Source organism: Halegenticoccus tardaugens (assembly GCF_004116405.1).
GTDB classification, from domain to species: Archaea; Halobacteriota; Halobacteria; order Halobacteriales; family Haloferacaceae; genus Halegenticoccus; species Halegenticoccus tardaugens.
The window spans coordinates 661,511-677,099 of record NZ_SDIC01000001.1; the positions used below are offsets into that span (position 1 = coordinate 661,511).

The 15,589-nt window shown below is 71.1% G+C and carries 16 protein-coding genes; 8 read left to right on the forward strand and 8 right to left on the reverse strand.

Annotation, left to right across the window (positions count from 1 at the left end):
• Positions 1 to 2: 2 nt before the first annotated feature.
• On the reverse strand, positions 3 to 1,115 hold the full coding sequence (locus C3L37_RS03500; RefSeq protein WP_129113222.1) for a zinc-dependent alcohol dehydrogenase family protein: 1,113 nt from the start codon (positions 1,113 to 1,115) through the stop codon (positions 3 to 5).
• 161 nt (positions 1,116 to 1,276) lie between these two features.
• Between C3L37_RS03500 and bioB the strand changes: the two genes are divergently transcribed.
• Genes bioB through bioD form a run of 4 tightly spaced genes read left to right on the forward strand, consistent with a single transcriptional unit; the run spans position 1,277 to position 5,341 of the window.
• Positions 1,277 to 2,350 (forward strand): biotin synthase BioB, encoded by a 1,074-nt coding sequence (gene bioB / locus C3L37_RS03505; RefSeq protein WP_129113223.1) that lies wholly within the window; start codon positions 1,277 to 1,279, stop codon positions 2,348 to 2,350.
• A 3-nt stretch (positions 2,351 to 2,353) separates the two neighbouring features.
• Complete coding sequence (locus C3L37_RS03510; protein ID WP_129113224.1) at positions 2,354 to 3,439, forward strand: transcriptional regulator; 1,086 nt, start codon at positions 2,354 to 2,356, stop codon at positions 3,437 to 3,439.
• Position 3,440: 1 nt separating this feature from the next.
• Positions 3,441 to 4,670, forward strand: a complete 1,230-nt coding sequence (locus C3L37_RS03515; protein ID WP_129113225.1) for an aminotransferase class I/II-fold pyridoxal phosphate-dependent enzyme — start codon at positions 3,441 to 3,443, stop codon at positions 4,668 to 4,670.
• Entirely contained in the window at positions 4,667 to 5,341 is a 675-nt protein-coding gene (gene bioD, locus C3L37_RS03520) for a dethiobiotin synthase (RefSeq protein ID WP_228546096.1), read from the forward strand. The genes C3L37_RS03515 and bioD overlap by 4 nt, the downstream gene beginning before the upstream one ends.
• Before the next feature lie 7 nt (positions 5,342 to 5,348).
• On the opposite strand, the gene C3L37_RS03525 is transcribed toward bioD, so the two are convergent.
• Positions 5,349 to 6,308, reverse strand: coding sequence for a TIGR03557 family F420-dependent LLM class oxidoreductase (locus tag C3L37_RS03525; protein WP_129113227.1), 960 nt, complete (start codon positions 6,306 to 6,308; stop codon positions 5,349 to 5,351).
• A 361-nt stretch (positions 6,309 to 6,669) separates the two neighbouring features.
• On the opposite strand from C3L37_RS03525, the gene C3L37_RS03530 reads away from it, so the two are divergent.
• Positions 6,670 to 7,020 carry a four-helix bundle copper-binding protein gene (locus C3L37_RS03530; protein ID WP_129113399.1) on the forward strand — a complete coding sequence of 117 codons (351 nt, stop codon included), beginning with the start codon at positions 6,670 to 6,672 and terminating at the stop codon, positions 7,018 to 7,020.
• Between the two features lie 54 nt (positions 7,021 to 7,074).
• On the opposite strand, the gene C3L37_RS03535 is transcribed toward C3L37_RS03530, so the two are convergent.
• Positions 7,075 to 8,580, reverse strand: a complete 1,506-nt coding sequence (locus C3L37_RS03535; protein WP_129113228.1) for a replication factor C large subunit — start codon at positions 8,578 to 8,580, stop codon at positions 7,075 to 7,077.
• Positions 8,581 to 8,939: 359 nt separating this feature from the next.
• On the opposite strand from C3L37_RS03535, the gene C3L37_RS03540 reads away from it, so the two are divergent.
• Together C3L37_RS03540 and C3L37_RS03545 are read left to right on the forward strand one after the other, a co-directional pair.
• Complete coding sequence (locus C3L37_RS03540) at positions 8,940 to 9,560, forward strand: GNAT family N-acetyltransferase (protein ID WP_129113229.1); 621 nt, start codon at positions 8,940 to 8,942, stop codon at positions 9,558 to 9,560.
• Entirely contained in the window at positions 9,553 to 10,158 is a 606-nt protein-coding gene (locus tag C3L37_RS03545; protein ID WP_129113230.1) for a GNAT family N-acetyltransferase, read from the forward strand. Before C3L37_RS03540 ends, C3L37_RS03545 begins: the two co-directional genes overlap by 8 nt.
• Here the strand turns inward: C3L37_RS03545 and C3L37_RS03550 are convergent, their stop codons facing one another.
• The 3 genes from C3L37_RS03550 to C3L37_RS03560 form a co-directional block, all read right to left on the reverse strand.
• Positions 10,159 to 11,334 (reverse strand): metal-dependent hydrolase family protein, encoded by a 1,176-nt coding sequence (locus C3L37_RS03550; protein ID WP_129113231.1) that lies wholly within the window; start codon positions 11,332 to 11,334, stop codon positions 10,159 to 10,161.
• A gap of 62 nt (positions 11,335 to 11,396) precedes the next feature.
• A complete protein-coding gene (locus tag C3L37_RS03555; protein WP_129113232.1) occupies positions 11,397 to 11,930 on the reverse strand; it encodes a GNAT family N-acetyltransferase in 534 nt (177 codons plus the stop codon).
• A gap of 70 nt (positions 11,931 to 12,000) precedes the next feature.
• Entirely contained in the window at positions 12,001 to 12,627 is a 627-nt protein-coding gene (locus C3L37_RS03560) for a metal-dependent hydrolase (RefSeq protein ID WP_129113233.1), read from the reverse strand.
• 217 nt (positions 12,628 to 12,844) lie between these two features.
• On the opposite strand from C3L37_RS03560, the gene C3L37_RS03565 reads away from it, so the two are divergent.
• Entirely contained in the window at positions 12,845 to 13,552 is a 708-nt protein-coding gene (locus C3L37_RS03565; protein ID WP_129113234.1) for a helix-turn-helix domain-containing protein, read from the forward strand.
• A gap of 16 nt (positions 13,553 to 13,568) precedes the next feature.
• Here C3L37_RS03565 and hmgB read toward each other — a convergent pair whose 3' ends face one another.
• Positions 13,569 to 14,906, reverse strand: a complete 1,338-nt coding sequence (gene hmgB, locus C3L37_RS03570) for a hydroxymethylglutaryl-CoA synthase (protein WP_129113235.1) — start codon at positions 14,904 to 14,906, stop codon at positions 13,569 to 13,571.
• 61 nt (positions 14,907 to 14,967) lie between these two features.
• A complete protein-coding gene (locus tag C3L37_RS03575) occupies positions 14,968 to 15,564 on the reverse strand; it encodes a hypothetical protein (protein ID WP_129113236.1) in 597 nt (198 codons plus the stop codon).
• Between the last annotated feature and the right edge of the window lie 25 nt (positions 15,565 to 15,589).

Below are 15,589 nucleotides of genomic sequence, written 5' to 3' on the forward strand. Positions count from 1 at the left end.
CCTCAGAATTTCGTCACGACTTCGATCCCCGCCGTCTCGTAGTCCGTCATCGCCGCCAGCCTCGCCGGCACCTCCGAGAGCGACACCTCCCGGCTCACGAGCGCGCCGGGGTCGATCTCGCCCGACTCGACGAACCCAAGCAGTTCGTCGTACCGGGTCGGCGGCATCCCGCGCGATCCGAGAAACGAGAGTTCGGTCATCGCCATCCGGTCGGTCGGCAGCGACACCTCGCCGCGCTCCGCGTCGGTCGTGAGCCCCAACTGGACGTGCTGTCCCCGGCGGCGGAGACACAGCACGGAGTTGCGGCAGGTCTCCGCGATCCCCAGCGCGTCGACGGAGACGTGCGCCCCGCCGTCGGTGATCGCCCGAATCTCGCGGACGACCGCGTCGCCGTTTCCGTTCGTCCTCTCTTCTTCCTCCTCCTCCGCGACCCCTTCTCCCGCCGTCGAGGCGTCGACGACGGCGTCCGCGCCGACCGATTCCGCGAGCGCCAGCTTCGACGGCTCCACGTCGACCGCGACGACCCGCGCGCCGATCGCGTCGGCGACGTGGACGGCGGAGAGTCCCACCCCGCCGCAGCCGTGGACCGCCACCCAGTCGCCCGGTCCGACGTCGGCGCGGTGGGCCAGCCCGTGGAAGGCGGTCATGAATCGGCAGCCGAGCGCCGCGACGTCGCGCGCTTCGACGCCGTCGGGGAGGGGCATCGCGTTGTAGTCGGCCCAGGGGACGTGCACGCGCTCCGCGAACGCGCCGGGAGCCCCCGACTCGAAGCCGAGCGCGAGGCCGCCCTCGCACACGTTGCCGTGCCCGTTGCGACACTGCGGACACGTCCCGTCGCCGAGGTTGAACGGCACCGCGACGCGGTCGCCGACGCGGACGCGCTCGACGCGCTCGCCGACCTCGACGACGCGGCCGGCGGGTTCGTGTCCGAGGATCTGTCCGCGGGGAACCCGATCGTCCGCCCACTCGCCGTGCCCCCGCCACGCGTGCCAGTCGCTGCGGCAGACGCCGCAGGCGTCGACCGCGACGACCGCCCCCTCCGGGGTCGGCTCGGGGGGCGGCACGTCTTCGGTCGAGAGCGGTTCGCCGTACTCCGTGAGGACCGCGGCGCGCATGGTGGACGAGTGCGCGCCGGGGCGGTATAAGTCGCCCGCGAAGGCGCGCGCCGCGCCTCGGAGACGCGCAATCCCCCTCGAAGCCGCCGCGCGGCCCTTCGAGGACCCTCGTTTCCGCGTCTTCCCCAACGATTATAAGCTCGTCAACCGAGCGTCGATGTGTGGTTTACGAACGCACCGGAAACCGGACGGTCGACGACGCGGCGGCGCGGGCGCTCCGCGGCGAACGACTCGATCGGACCGACGGCCTCGCGCTCCTCGCACAGCCCGTGGAGGCGCTCGCGGCGGCCGCCGACGCCGTCCGCGAGGCGTTCGGCGACGGCACCGTCGACGCGTGCAGCATCATGAACGCCAAGGCGGGAAACTGCGCCGAGGACTGCGGCTTCTGCGCGCAGTCGGCGCACTTCGACGCCGGGATCGACGCGCACGACTTCCTCGACCCGGAGGAGATCCTCGCGGCCGCCGAGCGCGCCGAGCGCGACGGGGCCCAGCGGTTCGGGATCGTCGTCGCCGAGAAGGGCGTCAGCAAGGAACGCCGCCCCGAGGAGTGGGCCGACGTCATCGAGGCGATCCGCCTCGTCCGCGACGAGACGTCGGTCGAGGTGGACGCCAGCCTCGGCATCCTGACGGAGGAGAAGGCGCACGTTCTCGCCGACGAGGGCGTGGGACACTACAACCACAACGTCGAGACCTCGCCGCGGTACTTCCCCGAGATCGTCGGCACCCACGACTTCGAGGATCGGGTGAAGACGCTGGAGGTGGCGAAGGCTGCCGGGATGGACCTCTGCGCGGGCGTCATCCTCGGGATGGGCGAGGCGCCGACGGACCGCGTCGACGCGGCCGTCGCCCTGCAGGAGATCGGCGTCTCGTCGCTCCCGATCAACGTCCTCAACCCCATCCCCGGCACGCCGCTCGGCGAGCGGCTCGGCGGTTCGGCCGCGATCACGACCGAGGAGATCGTCCGGACCGTCGCCGTCTACCGCCTGCTCCACCCGCACGCGCGGGTTCGGCTGACCGGCGGCCGCGAGGTCAACCTCGCGGCCGACGAGCAGCACCTCCCCTTCGAGGCGGGCGCGGACGGCATCCTCACCGGCGACTACCTCACGACCGAGGGGCAGTCCCCCGGCGACGACATCCGAACGATAGAGCGGGCCGGCCTCCGCCCGAACGCGGCGGTCAACGAGTTCGACCCGGCGGCGGTCAAGGCCCGAGACGCACCCGACGGAAACGACTGATCCATGGACGACATCACCTTCGCTGTTCTCGGCACCGGCGGCATCGGACGACGAGCGCTCGACCTCCCGCGGCACAAGGACGGACTCACGCCCGTCGCGGCCTGCGATCGCCACGGGATCGCCGTCGACCCCGACGGTCTCGACGTCGACGAACTCCTCGCGGCCACGGCGGGCGACGCGGCGGGCGGGGACGCGCGCGCCGACGGCGGGGCGGGCGGCGGACGTCCGGCGGATGGACGCGCGGGCGGCGGCGCGGAAGCGGGCGGCGCGGCCGTCGAGCGCGGCGGCGTCGCCGCCTCCGCGCAGGCCGAACCGACCGAGACGCCGATCGACGACGCGATCGCCGCCTCGGACGCGTTCGACGCGGTCCTCCTCGCCCTGCCGAACCTCGAACACGACTTCGTCCCCCGCGTGACGGATCGGTTCGTCGAGGCGGGATACGAGGGCGTCGTCGTGGACGTGCTGAAGCGTTCGCGGGTGATCGGCATGCTCGACGAGCGCGCAGACGACTTCGAGGAGGCGGGCATCACCGTCGTCTGCGGCGCGGGCGCGACGCCCGGCTTCCTGACGGGCGCGGCGGCGATCGCCGCGCAGTCGTTCGTCGAGGTCGAATCGGTCGAGATCTGGTGGGGCGTCGGCCTCGAGTCCGGCTACGAGGACAACCGCGGCACCGTCCGCGAGGACATCGCCCACCTCGACGGGTACGACCTCGACGCCGTCCGCGACCTCTCCGACGAGGAGATCGAGGGGATCGTCGACGCCCACGGCGGCGTCCTGGAGTTCCGCGACATGGAGCACGCGGACGACGCGCTGCTCGAACGCGCGGGCATCTGCGACGCCGCGGACGTCACCGTCGGCGGGGTCCTCGACGTCCGCAGCGACGAGAAGCCGACGACGACGACCGTCCGGGTGACCGGCCGGACGTTCGACGGCGAGACCGCGACGAACACCTTCGAACTGGGCGACGAGACGAGCATGGCCGCCAACGTGAACGGCCCGGCGCTCGGCTACCTGACGGCCGCGGTCCGCCGCAACCGCGCCGGCGACTACGGCGTGCTGGGACCGGCGGAACTCATGCCCCGCTTTTGAGATGCCCCGACGCCGATCGACCGGCCGGACGTTCGACGGCGAGGACGACTTCGACGAGCACCTCGCGCGCCGGCTCGCGGCGCGGGAGCGACGGGACCTCCGCCGCGGCCTGACGCCCGCCGACCGCGTCGGGGAGCGCGCCCGCTTCGCGACGGATCGGGGTTCCGACCCGCCGTCGTTCGGCCCGACGGAACTCGTCTTCGCGTCGAACGACTACCTCGGCCTCGCGGGCGACGAGCGCGTTCGACGGGCGGCCGCGGCCGCCGCCCGCGACGTCGGGACGGGGGCGGGCGCGAGTCGACTCGTAACCGGGGACACCGCCGTCCACCGGGCGCTGGAGCGCGACCTCGCCGACGCGAAGGGGACGGCGCGCGCGCTCGTCTTCTCGTCGGGCTACGCGGCGAACGTCGGGACGATCGCCGCGCTCTCTCCCGCCGCCGTCTTCTCGGACGAGTTGAACCACGCGAGCATCGTCGACGGCTGCCGGCTCTCCGGCGCGGAGACGGTCGTCTACGACCACGCCGACCCGGACGACCTCGACCGGAAGCTCCGCGAGCGCGGGGCGGACGGCCCCCGCCTCGTCGTCACGGACTCCGTGTTCAGCGTCGACGGCGACGTCGCCCCCCTCGCCGACCTGTGCGACGTCGCCGAGGCGCACGGCGCGTGGCTCATGGTCGACGAGGCGCACGCCACCGGCCTGTACGACGACGCCGGCGGGATCGTCCAGCGCGACGGCCTCGGAGAGCGGGTGCACGTGCAACTCGGCACGCTCTCGAAGGCGCTGGCGGCGCAGGGGGGGTTCGTCGCCGGGAGCGAACCCCTCGTCGAGCACCTGCTCAACGCGGCGCGCTCGTTCGTCTTCTCGACCGGACTCGCGCCGCCCGCCGCGGGCGCGGCGCGCGAGGCGCTGCGGATCGCCCGCGAGAACGCCCGCCGGGAGCGACTCTGGGAGAACGCCGCCCGCCTCCGGAACGGCCTGGCGGACGCCGGGTACGACGTGCGGGGTGAGACGCAGATCCTCCCGGTCGTCGTCGGCGACCGGCGGGACGCGCTCGCGCTGGCCGAGGCGGTCCGCGACCGCGGCGTGGTCGCGCCCTCGATCCGTCCGCCGACCGTCCCCGAGGGGACGAGCAGGGTGCGCGTCGCGCCGACCGCTGCGCACGCGGCGACGGACGTCGACCGCTGCCTCGACGCGTTCCGCGACGCGGGCCGGGAGGTGGGCCTCCTGTGACCGGGGTGTTCGTCGCGGGCACGGACACGGGCGTCGGCAAGACGGTCGTGACGGCGGGGTTGACCGCGCGACTGCGCGACGCCGGCCGGGAGGCGCGGGCGATCAAGCCCGCGCAGACGGGGTGTCCGCCGGACGACGACGCGCGGTTCGTCGCCGACGCCTGCGGCGACCCCGAGGCGGCGACGGCGCTCCGGCGGCTGGAACCGCCGCTCGCGCCGCGGGTGGCCGGCGAGCGCGTCGGCGAACCCCTGTCGTACGACGCGCTCCTCGCCGACTGCCGGCGGGCGGTCGAGCGCTCCGAGGTCGCCCTCGTCGAGGGGATCGGCGGGGTTCGGGTTCCGCTCGCCGACGACGCCGAGGTGCTCGACCTCGCCGTCGACCTCGGTCTGCCGGCGGTAGTCGTCGCCCGGGCGGGGCTGGGGACGCTGAACCACACCGCCCTCACCGTCGACGCGCTGACCCGGCGGGGCGTTCGCGTTCACGCCGTCGTCCTGAACCGATATCGGGGGGCGACGGTCGCGGAGCGGACGAACGTCTCGGAACTCGAACGCACGATCCGACGACCGGTGTTCGCCGTCCCGTCGTCGACCGGCGACGGGCCGGCCGCGCTGGCCGCCGACGTGCGCGACGCGCTTCCGCCGGCGGTCCTCCCGAACTCGGTGCGGCCGTAGCCCGCGATCACTCGAACTCCGGGATCACCTGCTCCTCGTAGAACTCGAAGAAGTCCTCCTGGTTCGGGCCGATCTGGTGGACGTACGCGTAGTCGAACCCCGCGTCGAAACACTCCCGAATCGTCTCGACGTGCGTCTCGGGGTCGGGGTCCGTGATGATCGACCCCTCGCGAATGTTCTCTTCCGTCACCATGCTCGCCGCCTGCTCGAAGTGCTTCGGCGTCGGCAGGTGCTGGGCCAGCTCCCCGGGCAACGCCGAGTTCGGCCACTCTTCGAGCGCGGTCTGGACCGCTTCGTCTTCGGTTTCGGCGTAACAGATCGAGAGCTGCGTGACGTTCGTTCCCCCCTCGCCGCCGCCCGCCTCGAACGTCTCGACGAGGTCGTCCTGCGGGCCGAGCGTCCAGAGGCCGTCCGCCCACTCGCCGGCGGCCTCCGCGGTCTTCGGCCCGAAGGCCGAGGCGACGACCTCGGGCGTCCGATCGGGCAGGGTGAACAGTTTGGCGTTCTCGACGGTGTAGTGGTTCCCGTGGTGGCTCACGTTCTCGCCGGTCCAGAGCTTCCGGATCACGTCGACGGCCTCTTCGAGCATCTCCAGTCTGACGCCGTGTTCCGGCCAGTGCTCGCCGACGACGTGCTCGTTGAGGTTCTCGCCGGTGCCGACCCCGAAGAGGAACCGCCCGTCGAACATCGCCGCCGCCGTCGCGGCGGCCTGCGCGTAGATCGCCGGGTGCATGCGCATGATCGGGGCCGAGACGCCGACGCCGACGTCGACGTCGTCGACCGCCTCAGCGACGCCGCCGAGCGTCCCCCAGACGAACGGCGAGTGCCCCTGCTGACTGACCCACGGGTGGTAGTGGTCGGAGATGGAGAGGAAGTCGAATCCCACCTCCTCGGCCCGCGAGGCGTACCGGACGAGATCGTTCGGACCGTGCTCCTCGCTCGACAGCGTGTATCCCAGGGTGGTCATGGTTGGAAGTGTCGCCGGTCGCGGTGCGACCGTGGCGTACCTTCGGCGATGTCGTCGATAAGTGTACTCGCCGAACGGGGAGAAAGGACGTCGTCGTCGCGGAATTCGCGTCTGAGACGGCGTCAGTCAGCGGCTGCGGACGTTCCGCCGCCCGGACCTTTGAGCTTCGACCCGAGCCGGCGCTCGAACTTGGCTTTCGAAAGACGCACCACACCGAATCCGACGGTTCGCCCGACCGTCGGTCGCCGGGGGGTTTCTCGAACGACGCTTCGCGCCCTGTGCGGCCGTCCCCGCGGTGACGGGAACCCTTCGGATCTTAGCCGGAATACAGGAAAAGATGGCCGCCGACAGTCCTAGCGCGATGGCGCTCCAACAGATATCCCACCTGACGGACGAGATGGCGAACTGCATCGACAACTGCTTCGAGGCCGCGCAGGCGTGCGAGTGGTGCGCCGACGAGTGCATCGGACAGGGCGAGGAGATGGCTCGCTGCGCCCGCCTCTGTCGGGACGTCGCCGACCTCACGACGGAGCACGCCCGGTTCATGGCGCGAAACTCCAACTACAGCGCCGTCCTCGCGGAGGCCTGCGCGGGGGCGTGCGAGGAGTGCGCGGACGAGTGCGAACAGCACGACGACGAGCACTGTCAGGTCTGCGCCGACGTGCTCCGCGACTGCGCGGAGAGCTGCCGGACGATGATGCAGGAAGCGTAGCCGTCGAGTCGACGCGACGAACCCCCGCGCCGATTTCCGCGACGACCACAGAAGTCAGAAGAAGTCACTCAGACCGGACTGTCCGTCGTCGTCGTTCGCGTCGGCGGCCGTCTCCGCCTCGTCGTTCGATCCGGCCGACGCGTCCGAGTCGTCGCCGTCGGCCGCGACGTCTTCGGCGTCCGCCGCCCCGTCGGCTTCGACGTCGATCTCCTCCTCGTCGGGATCGTCGGCCCCGGCCGCGCCGGCGAACGCGCCGCCGGAGTGCTCCTCCATCGCCCGCTCGCGGAGCTCCTGGGCCTCCTCGACGATCGACCGCACCTTCTTCGTCGACTCGCCGCTGCCGGTGACGCGGGAGACCTCGGCGGCGTCCATGTCGTAGGCGGCGGCCATCGCCACCGTGAGTTCGCGGTTCTTGCAGTGGTGCGTCATCGCGGCGAGGTACGGGACGATCTCCCGGCGCGCGATGTCGACGCTCGCGCCCGCCGATTCGCCGACCTTTCGGGCGATCGCGTCGGCGGTCTTGTCCGACTTCGGCCAGAACTGCGGGCGGCCGAACCGCGTCCACCCGCCCTTCGAGCCGTCCCGGGACGCGGCGACGCCGGCGGCGAGGTTGTCGCCGGCGTACCGCCAGTAGCGGTAGTTCTGGCTCGCCCGGACGCGCCCGAGCCAGCGGTCGGCGTTCGCGAGGAAGTCGTACGCGCGGGCGAGTTCGTCGTCCTCGTACACCTCCGGCGCGTTCTCCTCGACCCACTTCGTCAGGTCGTCGGGCGTCTCGTCCACCGCGTACGAGGAGCGCAGCGCCTCGCGCGGCTCCTGTTCTTTGAGGACGGCGTCGAGGAACTGGAAGATACCCATCGCCCTGTCGCGGCTCCCCGTGACCACGTCCTCGACGGTCAGCCGTTCGTTCCCCTCCGCGGCGGCCTGAAGGTCGTTGACCGCGCCGCGGAGGTCACCGCTGTTCTCGTCGGCGATGCGCTGGAGCGCGTCTGCGTCGTACTCGATGCCCTCCCGTCGGCAGATGTCGCGGAGCACCGGGACGATGGAGCGCGCCGACACGTCGCGGAACTCGATGTCCTCGCAGGCGCTCCGGAGCCCCCGACTCATCTCGTAGAACTCGTTGGCGATGAGCACCATCGGCTGTCCGGCCTCCTTCACCAGCCGCGTGATGGCGCTCGTCCCGCCGCGGTCGTAGTTGCCGTGGATGTTGTCCGCCTCGTCGAGGATGATGAGTTGGCGGCCCCCGCCCGCCCCGCCCGGCGAGCCCTCGGAACCGATGCTTCCGCCGAGCGTGGCGTTCTTCGCCGCCCGTCCGGCGAACCGCTCGATGACGCTCGCCGTCCGCTGGTCCGAGGCGTTGAGCTCGACCGTCTCCCAGCCCATGTCGTTCGCGAGCGCGTGGGCCGCTGAGGTCTTGCCGACGCCGGGGCTGCCGTGGACGATGACGGCCTTCCGGTGGTCGCCCCACGACTCGGCCCACTCGCTGAACTGATCGCGGGCCTTGTCGTTGCCGCGGATCGCGGAGAGGGTTCGGGGGCGGTACTTCTCCGTCCAGTCGGTCATTACCGGAGCAAGGCGCGTGGCGCGTTTAGTGGTTCCGGAGCGTCACTCCTCGCCAGCCGTCTCGAGGTCGAGTCGCGGAGGTCGACGATGCGGTCGGTGAACGGCGAGGCCAGCCGGCGCACGCGGCGCGGACGCCGTTTCGCCGACCGATCCGTCCGGTCGGCCAGTATCGGTTTCGGTCTCACTCGACACCCCGCCGAGCACCCCGCGGTGAACGTGACTCGCGGGGGTGACCTCGGCGCTGTCCGGATCGTGGAACGCGATCGTCGACGCGAGTCGGTCTTCGCCCCGCGTCCGGGTACAGACACGCGTTCGCACACCCGAGCAAACCTTTTCGCTCCGCCCTTCGACCACCGATCGTGTTCCCCGAGACGATCGAGACCGACCGCCTCAGGCTGCGTCGGTTGTGCCGGGAGACGATCGACCCCCTCGACGCGTACGAGCACTACGGGAGGAGCGACACGATCGAGGAGGAGACGCGACACCTGACGTGGGAGCCGCACGCGACGCCGAAGGAGACGCGTGACGCCTTCGTCTCGTTCGAGGAGCGGTGGGACGACGCGGAGGACGCCGTCTACGCGATCTTCCCGCGCGAGGGGGAGGCGGGCGCGGGCGAGTTCGCCGGCACGGCCGGCCTCCACGTCGACTGGGAGAAGCGCGCGGCGGGGTTGGGAATCTGGCTCCGCAAGGGGTTCTGGGGGCGGGGCTACTCCGGCGAGCGCGCCGGCGCGATGCTGCAGCTCGCGTTCGACCGACTCGACCTCGACGTCGTGAGCATCGGCTACCTCCCCGGCAACGAGCGGTCGAAGCGCGCCATCGAGAAGTACGTCGAGCGCTACGGCGGCCGGTACGAGGGGCTCCTGCGCAACTGGGCCGTCCGGCAGGGCGACCCGAGCGACTGCCACCGCTACACGATCTCGCGGGCGGAGTGGCGCGAGGCGGTCGGCGACGACCGCGAGGCGAGGTTCGTCGATGGGTGACCGTCTCTTCCCCGAGCGGATCGAGACGGAGCGCCTCCGGCTCGAACGGCTCTGCCGCGAGAACCTGCCGCCGCTGGAGCTGTACGAGCACGCGAACGCCGACGCGCCGGCGATCGACGAGGTCACGTGGTACGTCACCTGGGAGCCGCACCGGACGCCGAAGGAGTCGCGTGACTTCCTCGTCCGGACGGAGGAGACGTGGGACGAAGGCGAGGGAGCCGCCTACGTCATCCGCTCGAAGGAAGCGGACGCGGCGGGCGAGTTCGTCGGGACCGGCGGCCTCGACCTCGATTGGGACCGACGGAGCGCCGAACTCGGCGTCTGGCTCCGCAAGGAGTTCTGGGGCCGCGGCTACTCCGGCGAACGCGCCGGCGCGCTCCTCGACGTCGCCTTCGACCGCCTCGACCTCGAAGCGGTCACCGTCTGCCACCACGTCGAAAACCGAAAATCTCGGCGGGCGATCGAACGGTACGTCGAAGCGTACGGCGGGGAGCGCGAGGGGACGTTTCGAAACGTCCTCGCCTTCGCCGACGGGACGGCCGTCGACGCCGATCGGTACGCGATCACGCGGGAGGGGTGGCGCGAGAAGACGCGGTAGCTACTCCGGATCCGGAAGCGAGCCCGCGACGACCTCGCCGCCCTTGATCACCGCCTCCGGGTCGTTCAACCGGATGAGGTCCTCGGTCGGGTCGCCGTCGATCACGAGCAGGTCCGCGTGGGTCCCCGGTTCGAGGGTGCCCGACCCCTCCAGCCCGACGGCCGCCGCGGCGGTTTCCGTCATCGCGCGGAGGGCTTCCGGCGGCGTCATGCCGTAGTCGGCCATGAACGCGACCTCCGCGGCGTTCGCGCCGTGGGCGTTGAACGGCGTCCCGGCGTCTGTCCCGCCCGCGATCCGAACGCCGGCGTCGACCGCGGCCCGGAACGACTCGATGTGGCGCTCGTAGATCGCACGCGTCTGCGCCCCGCTCTCCTCGGTCGCGGCGTCGAGGTTGCGGACGATGTGGTACGGCGCGGAGAGCGTGGGAACAAGCGTCACGTCGTGTTCGAGCAGCAGGTCGATCGCCTCCCCGTCGAGGAACGTCCCGTGCTCGATCGTGTCGACGCCCGCGCGGGCCGCCGCCTTCGCGCCCTCGGCCCCGTGGACGTGCGTGGCCGCGTGGACGCCCCGCCTGTGCGCCTCGTCGACGAGCGCCGCCAGCTCCTCGTCGGTCAGCGCCACCCTGTCGGGGTCGGTTCCCGGCGTCGTCACCCCACCCGTGGTCATGAATTTGACGAAGTCCGCCCCCCGCTTTACCTGCTCGCGGACAGCCTTCCGCGCGTCCGCCGGGCCGTCGATCTCCCGGCCGAGGTGGTGGCCGTGCCCGCCCGTGATCGTGATCGACCGGCCGGTCGCCACCATCCGCGGTCCGGGCACGTCGCCGCGGTCGATCGCCCGCTTGAGCGTCGGGTCGACGTCGCGCGCGCCCATCGCCCTGACGGCGGTCACGCCGGCTTCGAGCGTCTTCCGCGCGTTCCGCGCCTCGATCAGCGCGAGTTCGGCGTCGCTCGCGCCGACGACGGTCCCGACGCTCGCCTCGCCCGAGAGCGAGAAGTGGACGTGCGCGTCCACCAGCCCCGGCGTGACCGTCCGGTCGGGCAGCGAGACGACCGGTTCGTCCGCCTCGCTCCGGGCCGGGTCGCCGACCTCGGCGATCGTTCCCGCGTCCGGGTCGTACCGAATCGCGCCGCGACGCGTTTCGCCCCCGTCGATGAGTGTCACGTCCCGCAGAATCATCTCTCGGCGGTAATCACTCGGACGGCATAACCTGTCCGAATCGCGTCGAGCGCGACGCGCGGTCACAGCTCCCGCGCGACCATCTCGCCCCAGTGGTCGAATCCGTGCCGGCGGTAGAACGCCCGCGCGCGGTCGTTCGCGGCGTCGACGTCGAGCACCATCCTGTCGAGGGGCAGGTCCTGCCCGCGCGCGACGTCGAGCGCGGCGGTCAACAGTTCGTCCGCGAGGCCCGTGCCCCGGTACTCGTCCGCGACGTAGATCTCGTTGAGCACCGCCGCGTCCCAGACGAACGCCATCGACTCGGGGAGGACGAACGCGTACCCGGCCAGTCCGTCGGCCGCCGCCGCGACCGTCACGCAGCGGTCGTCCTCCTCGACGCAGCGGTCGACCCACGCGAGGTACCGCTCCCGGTACCTCTCCGTGAGCTTCGCCTCGTACGCCTCGCGCTTGTCGTCGCCGCCGGTTCCGTCCCCGAGCCCCAGTTCGAACGCCCGCTTGCACTCCCAGAGCGCGTCGGCGTCGGTCGATTCGTACGGTCGAACGGTCGCGTCGGCGTCCGCGTTCGCGTCGTCTCTCGCGTTCGCGTCGTCGCTCATGGTCGCGACTGCGCGGCCCGCGCTCTCAGTCGTTTCCTTTTCGAGGGAGTCGAACCGCGCCGCGAGGGGATCAGCGTCGTCCGGACTCCAGCAGTCGCGCGCCGACGACGAACGCGCTGACGAGAAGGAGCAACAGCTCGGTCCCCGAATCGGCGACGGGAAACACCCGCTCTGCGGGTCTCGAAGTCGGCGAGTGCGCCGGGTTGAAGCCGGTGTGGTACCGCAGGTTCTCCGTCGTGTACCGCCGCCCCGCCGAATCGGTCTCGACCACGGTCTGCACCACGCCGCGCTCGCTCGACAGTTCGATCGTCCCGTCGACGACGTAGAACCGGTCGTACGCCGGGTAGAGGGCGTTGACGCCGTTGGTGAAGAGGTCGGGCAGGATGCCGGCGAGAAGCAGCGCGGCGAGCGCGACCCACGCGACCCGAACGCCGCGGTCGCCCCACCGCCCGCGCACGATCGATCGGCGACCCGCCCGGAGGTCGTACGCGAGCGCGCCGCCGGCGACCACCGGGACGAAGAGCGTGTGGAGAACCACCCGGTGCGCGCCGGGCGCGACGATCGCGACGAAGGCGTCCAGATCGGGCACCGCCGCGACGAGCATCACCGCCGCGGCGGCGCGCGGGGTGAAGTCCTCGCCGAGGAGCCCCGCGCCCACGAGCCCGGCGAGGGCGACGTGCACCAGAATCGAGGGCATGCCGTGGCGTTGTTCGCGGGCGAGGTTATCGTTTGGTCGCGATCTCACCGCGTGATAGCGCGGACCCTGCGGCGTGAGCCGCGATTCGAGCGGCGGATTTGCGCGCTCGTGTTCGTCAGGTGTCGAACCCCGGCTTCGATACCCTTTTGCGCCGAAACGACGGACGTGTCCCCATGATCGGTACGAGCCGAGAACGACGCCGTCGGGGTGACCCTTCGTGACGCAGACGCCGCGCGACGATCTCGCCCAGCGAATCGCCGGTGAGGTCACGCTGAGCGACGATCCCGGGGCGACGCTGCGAAAGTGGCGCACCGACTTCGGCGTCTCCCAGACGGCGCTCGCGGAACAGCTCGACGTCTCCTCTTCAGTGATCTCGGACTACGAGAGCGGCCGCCGCGAGAGCCCGGGTATCGGCGTCGTGAGTCGGATGGTCACCGCGCTGCTCGACATCGACGAGTCCCGCGGCGGCGGGCGCATCCGTCAGTACGCCCGCGTCCTCTCGGCCGGCTTCGAGAGCGACATCGTGCAGGACCTCCGGGAGTACCCGACGAGCCTCCCGCTCGACCGACTCTACGAGGCGATGAACGCGACAGAGCTGATCCGCGGCGACCACGACCGCGTCAGCGGCCACACCGTCATCAACAGCATTCAGGCGATCACTCGCCTCTCCAGCGACGAGTTCTACCGACTGTACGGTCAGAGCACGAACCGCGCGCTCGTGTTCACCGGCGTGACGCGCGGGGAGTCCCCGCTCGTGGCGATGCGCGTCGTCAACCCGACGCCGAACGCGGTCGTCCTCCACGGCCTCTCCGAGGACGACCTCTGGGAGCACGCGCCGACGCTCGCCACCATCGACGGCTTCTCGCTCGCGGTGTCGAACCGGGACCTCGAAGCGATGCTCGACGACCTCAGGGCGCTCCCGTGAGAAAACGGCTCGACGGCTACTCGATGTAGTCGTACTTCCGCTCGTTCATCCGACCCCAGCCGGTGAAGACGAACTCGCCCGACGGCTGGGTGAGCTCTTCGATCTCCGTCTCTTTCACGTGGTTGTGCGCGTCGTGGATCTGCTCGTACTCCTCGAAGGAGAGCTCGTACCGGCGCGCGAGCTGTTCGTCGAGTCCGAGCCGTCCGATCTCGTCGCGCCAGCCCTCCCGGACGGTCTCGGCGTGGATCTCGGCCTGCGCGCCGGAGCCGTACGAGCCGACGAGCAGCCGCTCGCCGGTCAGCCCCCGTCCCGTCTCCGCGGCGTTCTTCAGGGCGCTGACCCGTGCGATGTGCACCGATCCGGTGTACCAGTTGCCGACCTGCCGCGAGATCGTGAGCGTTGGCTCGATGGCGGCGGCGTACCAGTCCTGGTACGTCTCGGTTCGCTTCAACGCGTCCATGTACTCCCGGATAGCGTCCTCGTACGCCTCGCGCGAGCCGAACTCGCCTTCGCGCGGTTGACGGCCGATCTCGCCCGCCAGATCCGCCTCGATCTCGGTGTCCCGGATCATGTGACGAAAGCCCAGGAGGCCCGCCTTCCGGACCATTCCCGGGAACGGCGTGTGGAACGGGATGTACGCGAAGTCGTCGAGGTGGGTGTCGCCCGCGACGCTCTCGTAGTCCTCCAGCGCCTCGCGCATTCGGGCGAGGTACACCTGCACCGACCGCTTGCCGTCGACGCTCGGGAACTGCTGGTTCGGCTTCAGAAAGTCCGTCTCGTCGGCGCTGCCGTACCCCTGCTCGGTCGAGAGTTCGACCACGTCGGGGTCCTCGGAGATGAGCATCGCGACCGCGCCCGCTCCCTGCGTCGCCTCGCCCGGATCGCCGCGCTCGTACAGCGCGGTGTCGGTGGCGACGACGATCGCGGAGCGCCCGCGGTTTCGGCCCGCCTTGATCCAGTTGTACGCGTCGTCGATGCTCTGGGTTCCCGCGACGCAGGCGAACTTCCGCTCGCCCTTGTTCGCGTGGTGGAAGTCGCCGTCGAACACCTGTTCGAGGCACCCGGCGATGTACGTCGAGACCGGCTTGGAGTTGTCGAAGGCGCTCTCCGTCGCCACGTCGATGCGGCCGACGTCGTCGGGGGTCAACCCCCGCCGATCCATCAGCCGCTTCGCCGCGTTCGCGCCCATCGTGACGATGTCCTCGTACACGTCGGGGAACGACGACGCCTCCAGTCCGAGCCCCTTCGTGTACTTCTCCGGGTCTTCGCCCTTGAACGGGGCGAACGTCCCCGGCAGATCGAGCCGGAGTTTCCCCGTCCAGATCTCGATCGCGTCGATGCCGACGGCTGTCATACCCGTGAATTCCCGAAGAAAGTATATGGACCTGTCGATGAGCTATTCGTCGATCGTCGAACTACGGGTCGCTCCCGTCGGCTTCGTCGCGCTCCGCGGCCGCGGCGACGACGGCGCCGTCGTCGTCGAATACGAGCAGGGCCAGTTTGAACTCCCCCTCGTACCCGTACCCCGGGCGCAGTTCGACAGTACCGTCCTCGCGCTCGCTCGTCTCGAACGCGGCCCCGCCGCCGTCCAGCCCGATCGCGGCGCCTTCGACCCGGTCGAACTCGGCCGCGTCTCCGATCTCGTAGTCGAGGCGGTACCGCGGACCCCGTCCCGGGTTGCTCCGGTCCTCGGGGTCGTACCGGTCGACGGAGGGCGACCCGTCGCGGGCGAGGTCGTCGTTGCCGTCCGGGTTCGCCGCGTCGGCGACGTCGCGCACGCTCCGCTCCGCCGCCACGTACTCGCGCCCCTCCTCGTCCGCGTAGATCGTCCTGACCGTCACGTTCCACTCGTCGCTCGCGCCGTGGTCGTTCGCGAAGTCGGCGCTCCCGCGCGCGTCGGTGTCGTTTACGACCTCGACGGCGCTCGGATCGTCGGGCCGGTCGACGTTCTCGTACCGGACGCTCACCCGCTCGAACGAGGCGTTCGCCCCGTCGACGTCGTACGAGGTCACGTAGCGAACGCGGTTTTCGTTCGCG

Coding starts and splice junctions, on each gene's coding strand:
- C3L37_RS03500 (WP_129113222.1), bottom strand. CDS start 1,115: ATGCGCGCCGCGGTCCTCACGGAGTACGGCGAACCGCTCTCGACCGAA.
- C3L37_RS03510 (WP_129113224.1), top strand. CDS start 2,354: ATGGACGACATCACCTTCGCTGTTCTCGGCACCGGCGGCATCGGACGA.
- C3L37_RS03515 (WP_129113225.1), top strand. CDS start 3,441: ATGCCCCGACGCCGATCGACCGGCCGGACGTTCGACGGCGAGGACGAC.
- C3L37_RS03525 (WP_129113227.1), bottom strand. CDS start 6,308: ATGACCACCCTGGGATACACGCTGTCGAGCGAGGAGCACGGTCCGAAC.
- C3L37_RS03530 (WP_129113399.1), top strand. CDS start 6,670: ATGGCGCTCCAACAGATATCCCACCTGACGGACGAGATGGCGAACTGC.
- C3L37_RS03535 (WP_129113228.1), bottom strand. CDS start 8,580: ATGACCGACTGGACGGAGAAGTACCGCCCCCGAACCCTCTCCGCGATC.
- C3L37_RS03545 (WP_129113230.1), top strand. CDS start 9,553: ATGGGTGACCGTCTCTTCCCCGAGCGGATCGAGACGGAGCGCCTCCGG.
- C3L37_RS03550 (WP_129113231.1), bottom strand. CDS start 11,334: ATGATTCTGCGGGACGTGACACTCATCGACGGGGGCGAAACGCGTCGC.
- C3L37_RS03555 (WP_129113232.1), bottom strand. CDS start 11,930: ATGAGCGACGACGCGAACGCGAGAGACGACGCGAACGCGGACGCCGAC.
- C3L37_RS03560 (WP_129113233.1), bottom strand. CDS start 12,627: ATGCCCTCGATTCTGGTGCACGTCGCCCTCGCCGGGCTCGTGGGCGCG.
- hmgB (WP_129113235.1), bottom strand. CDS start 14,906: ATGACAGCCGTCGGCATCGACGCGATCGAGATCTGGACGGGGAAACTC.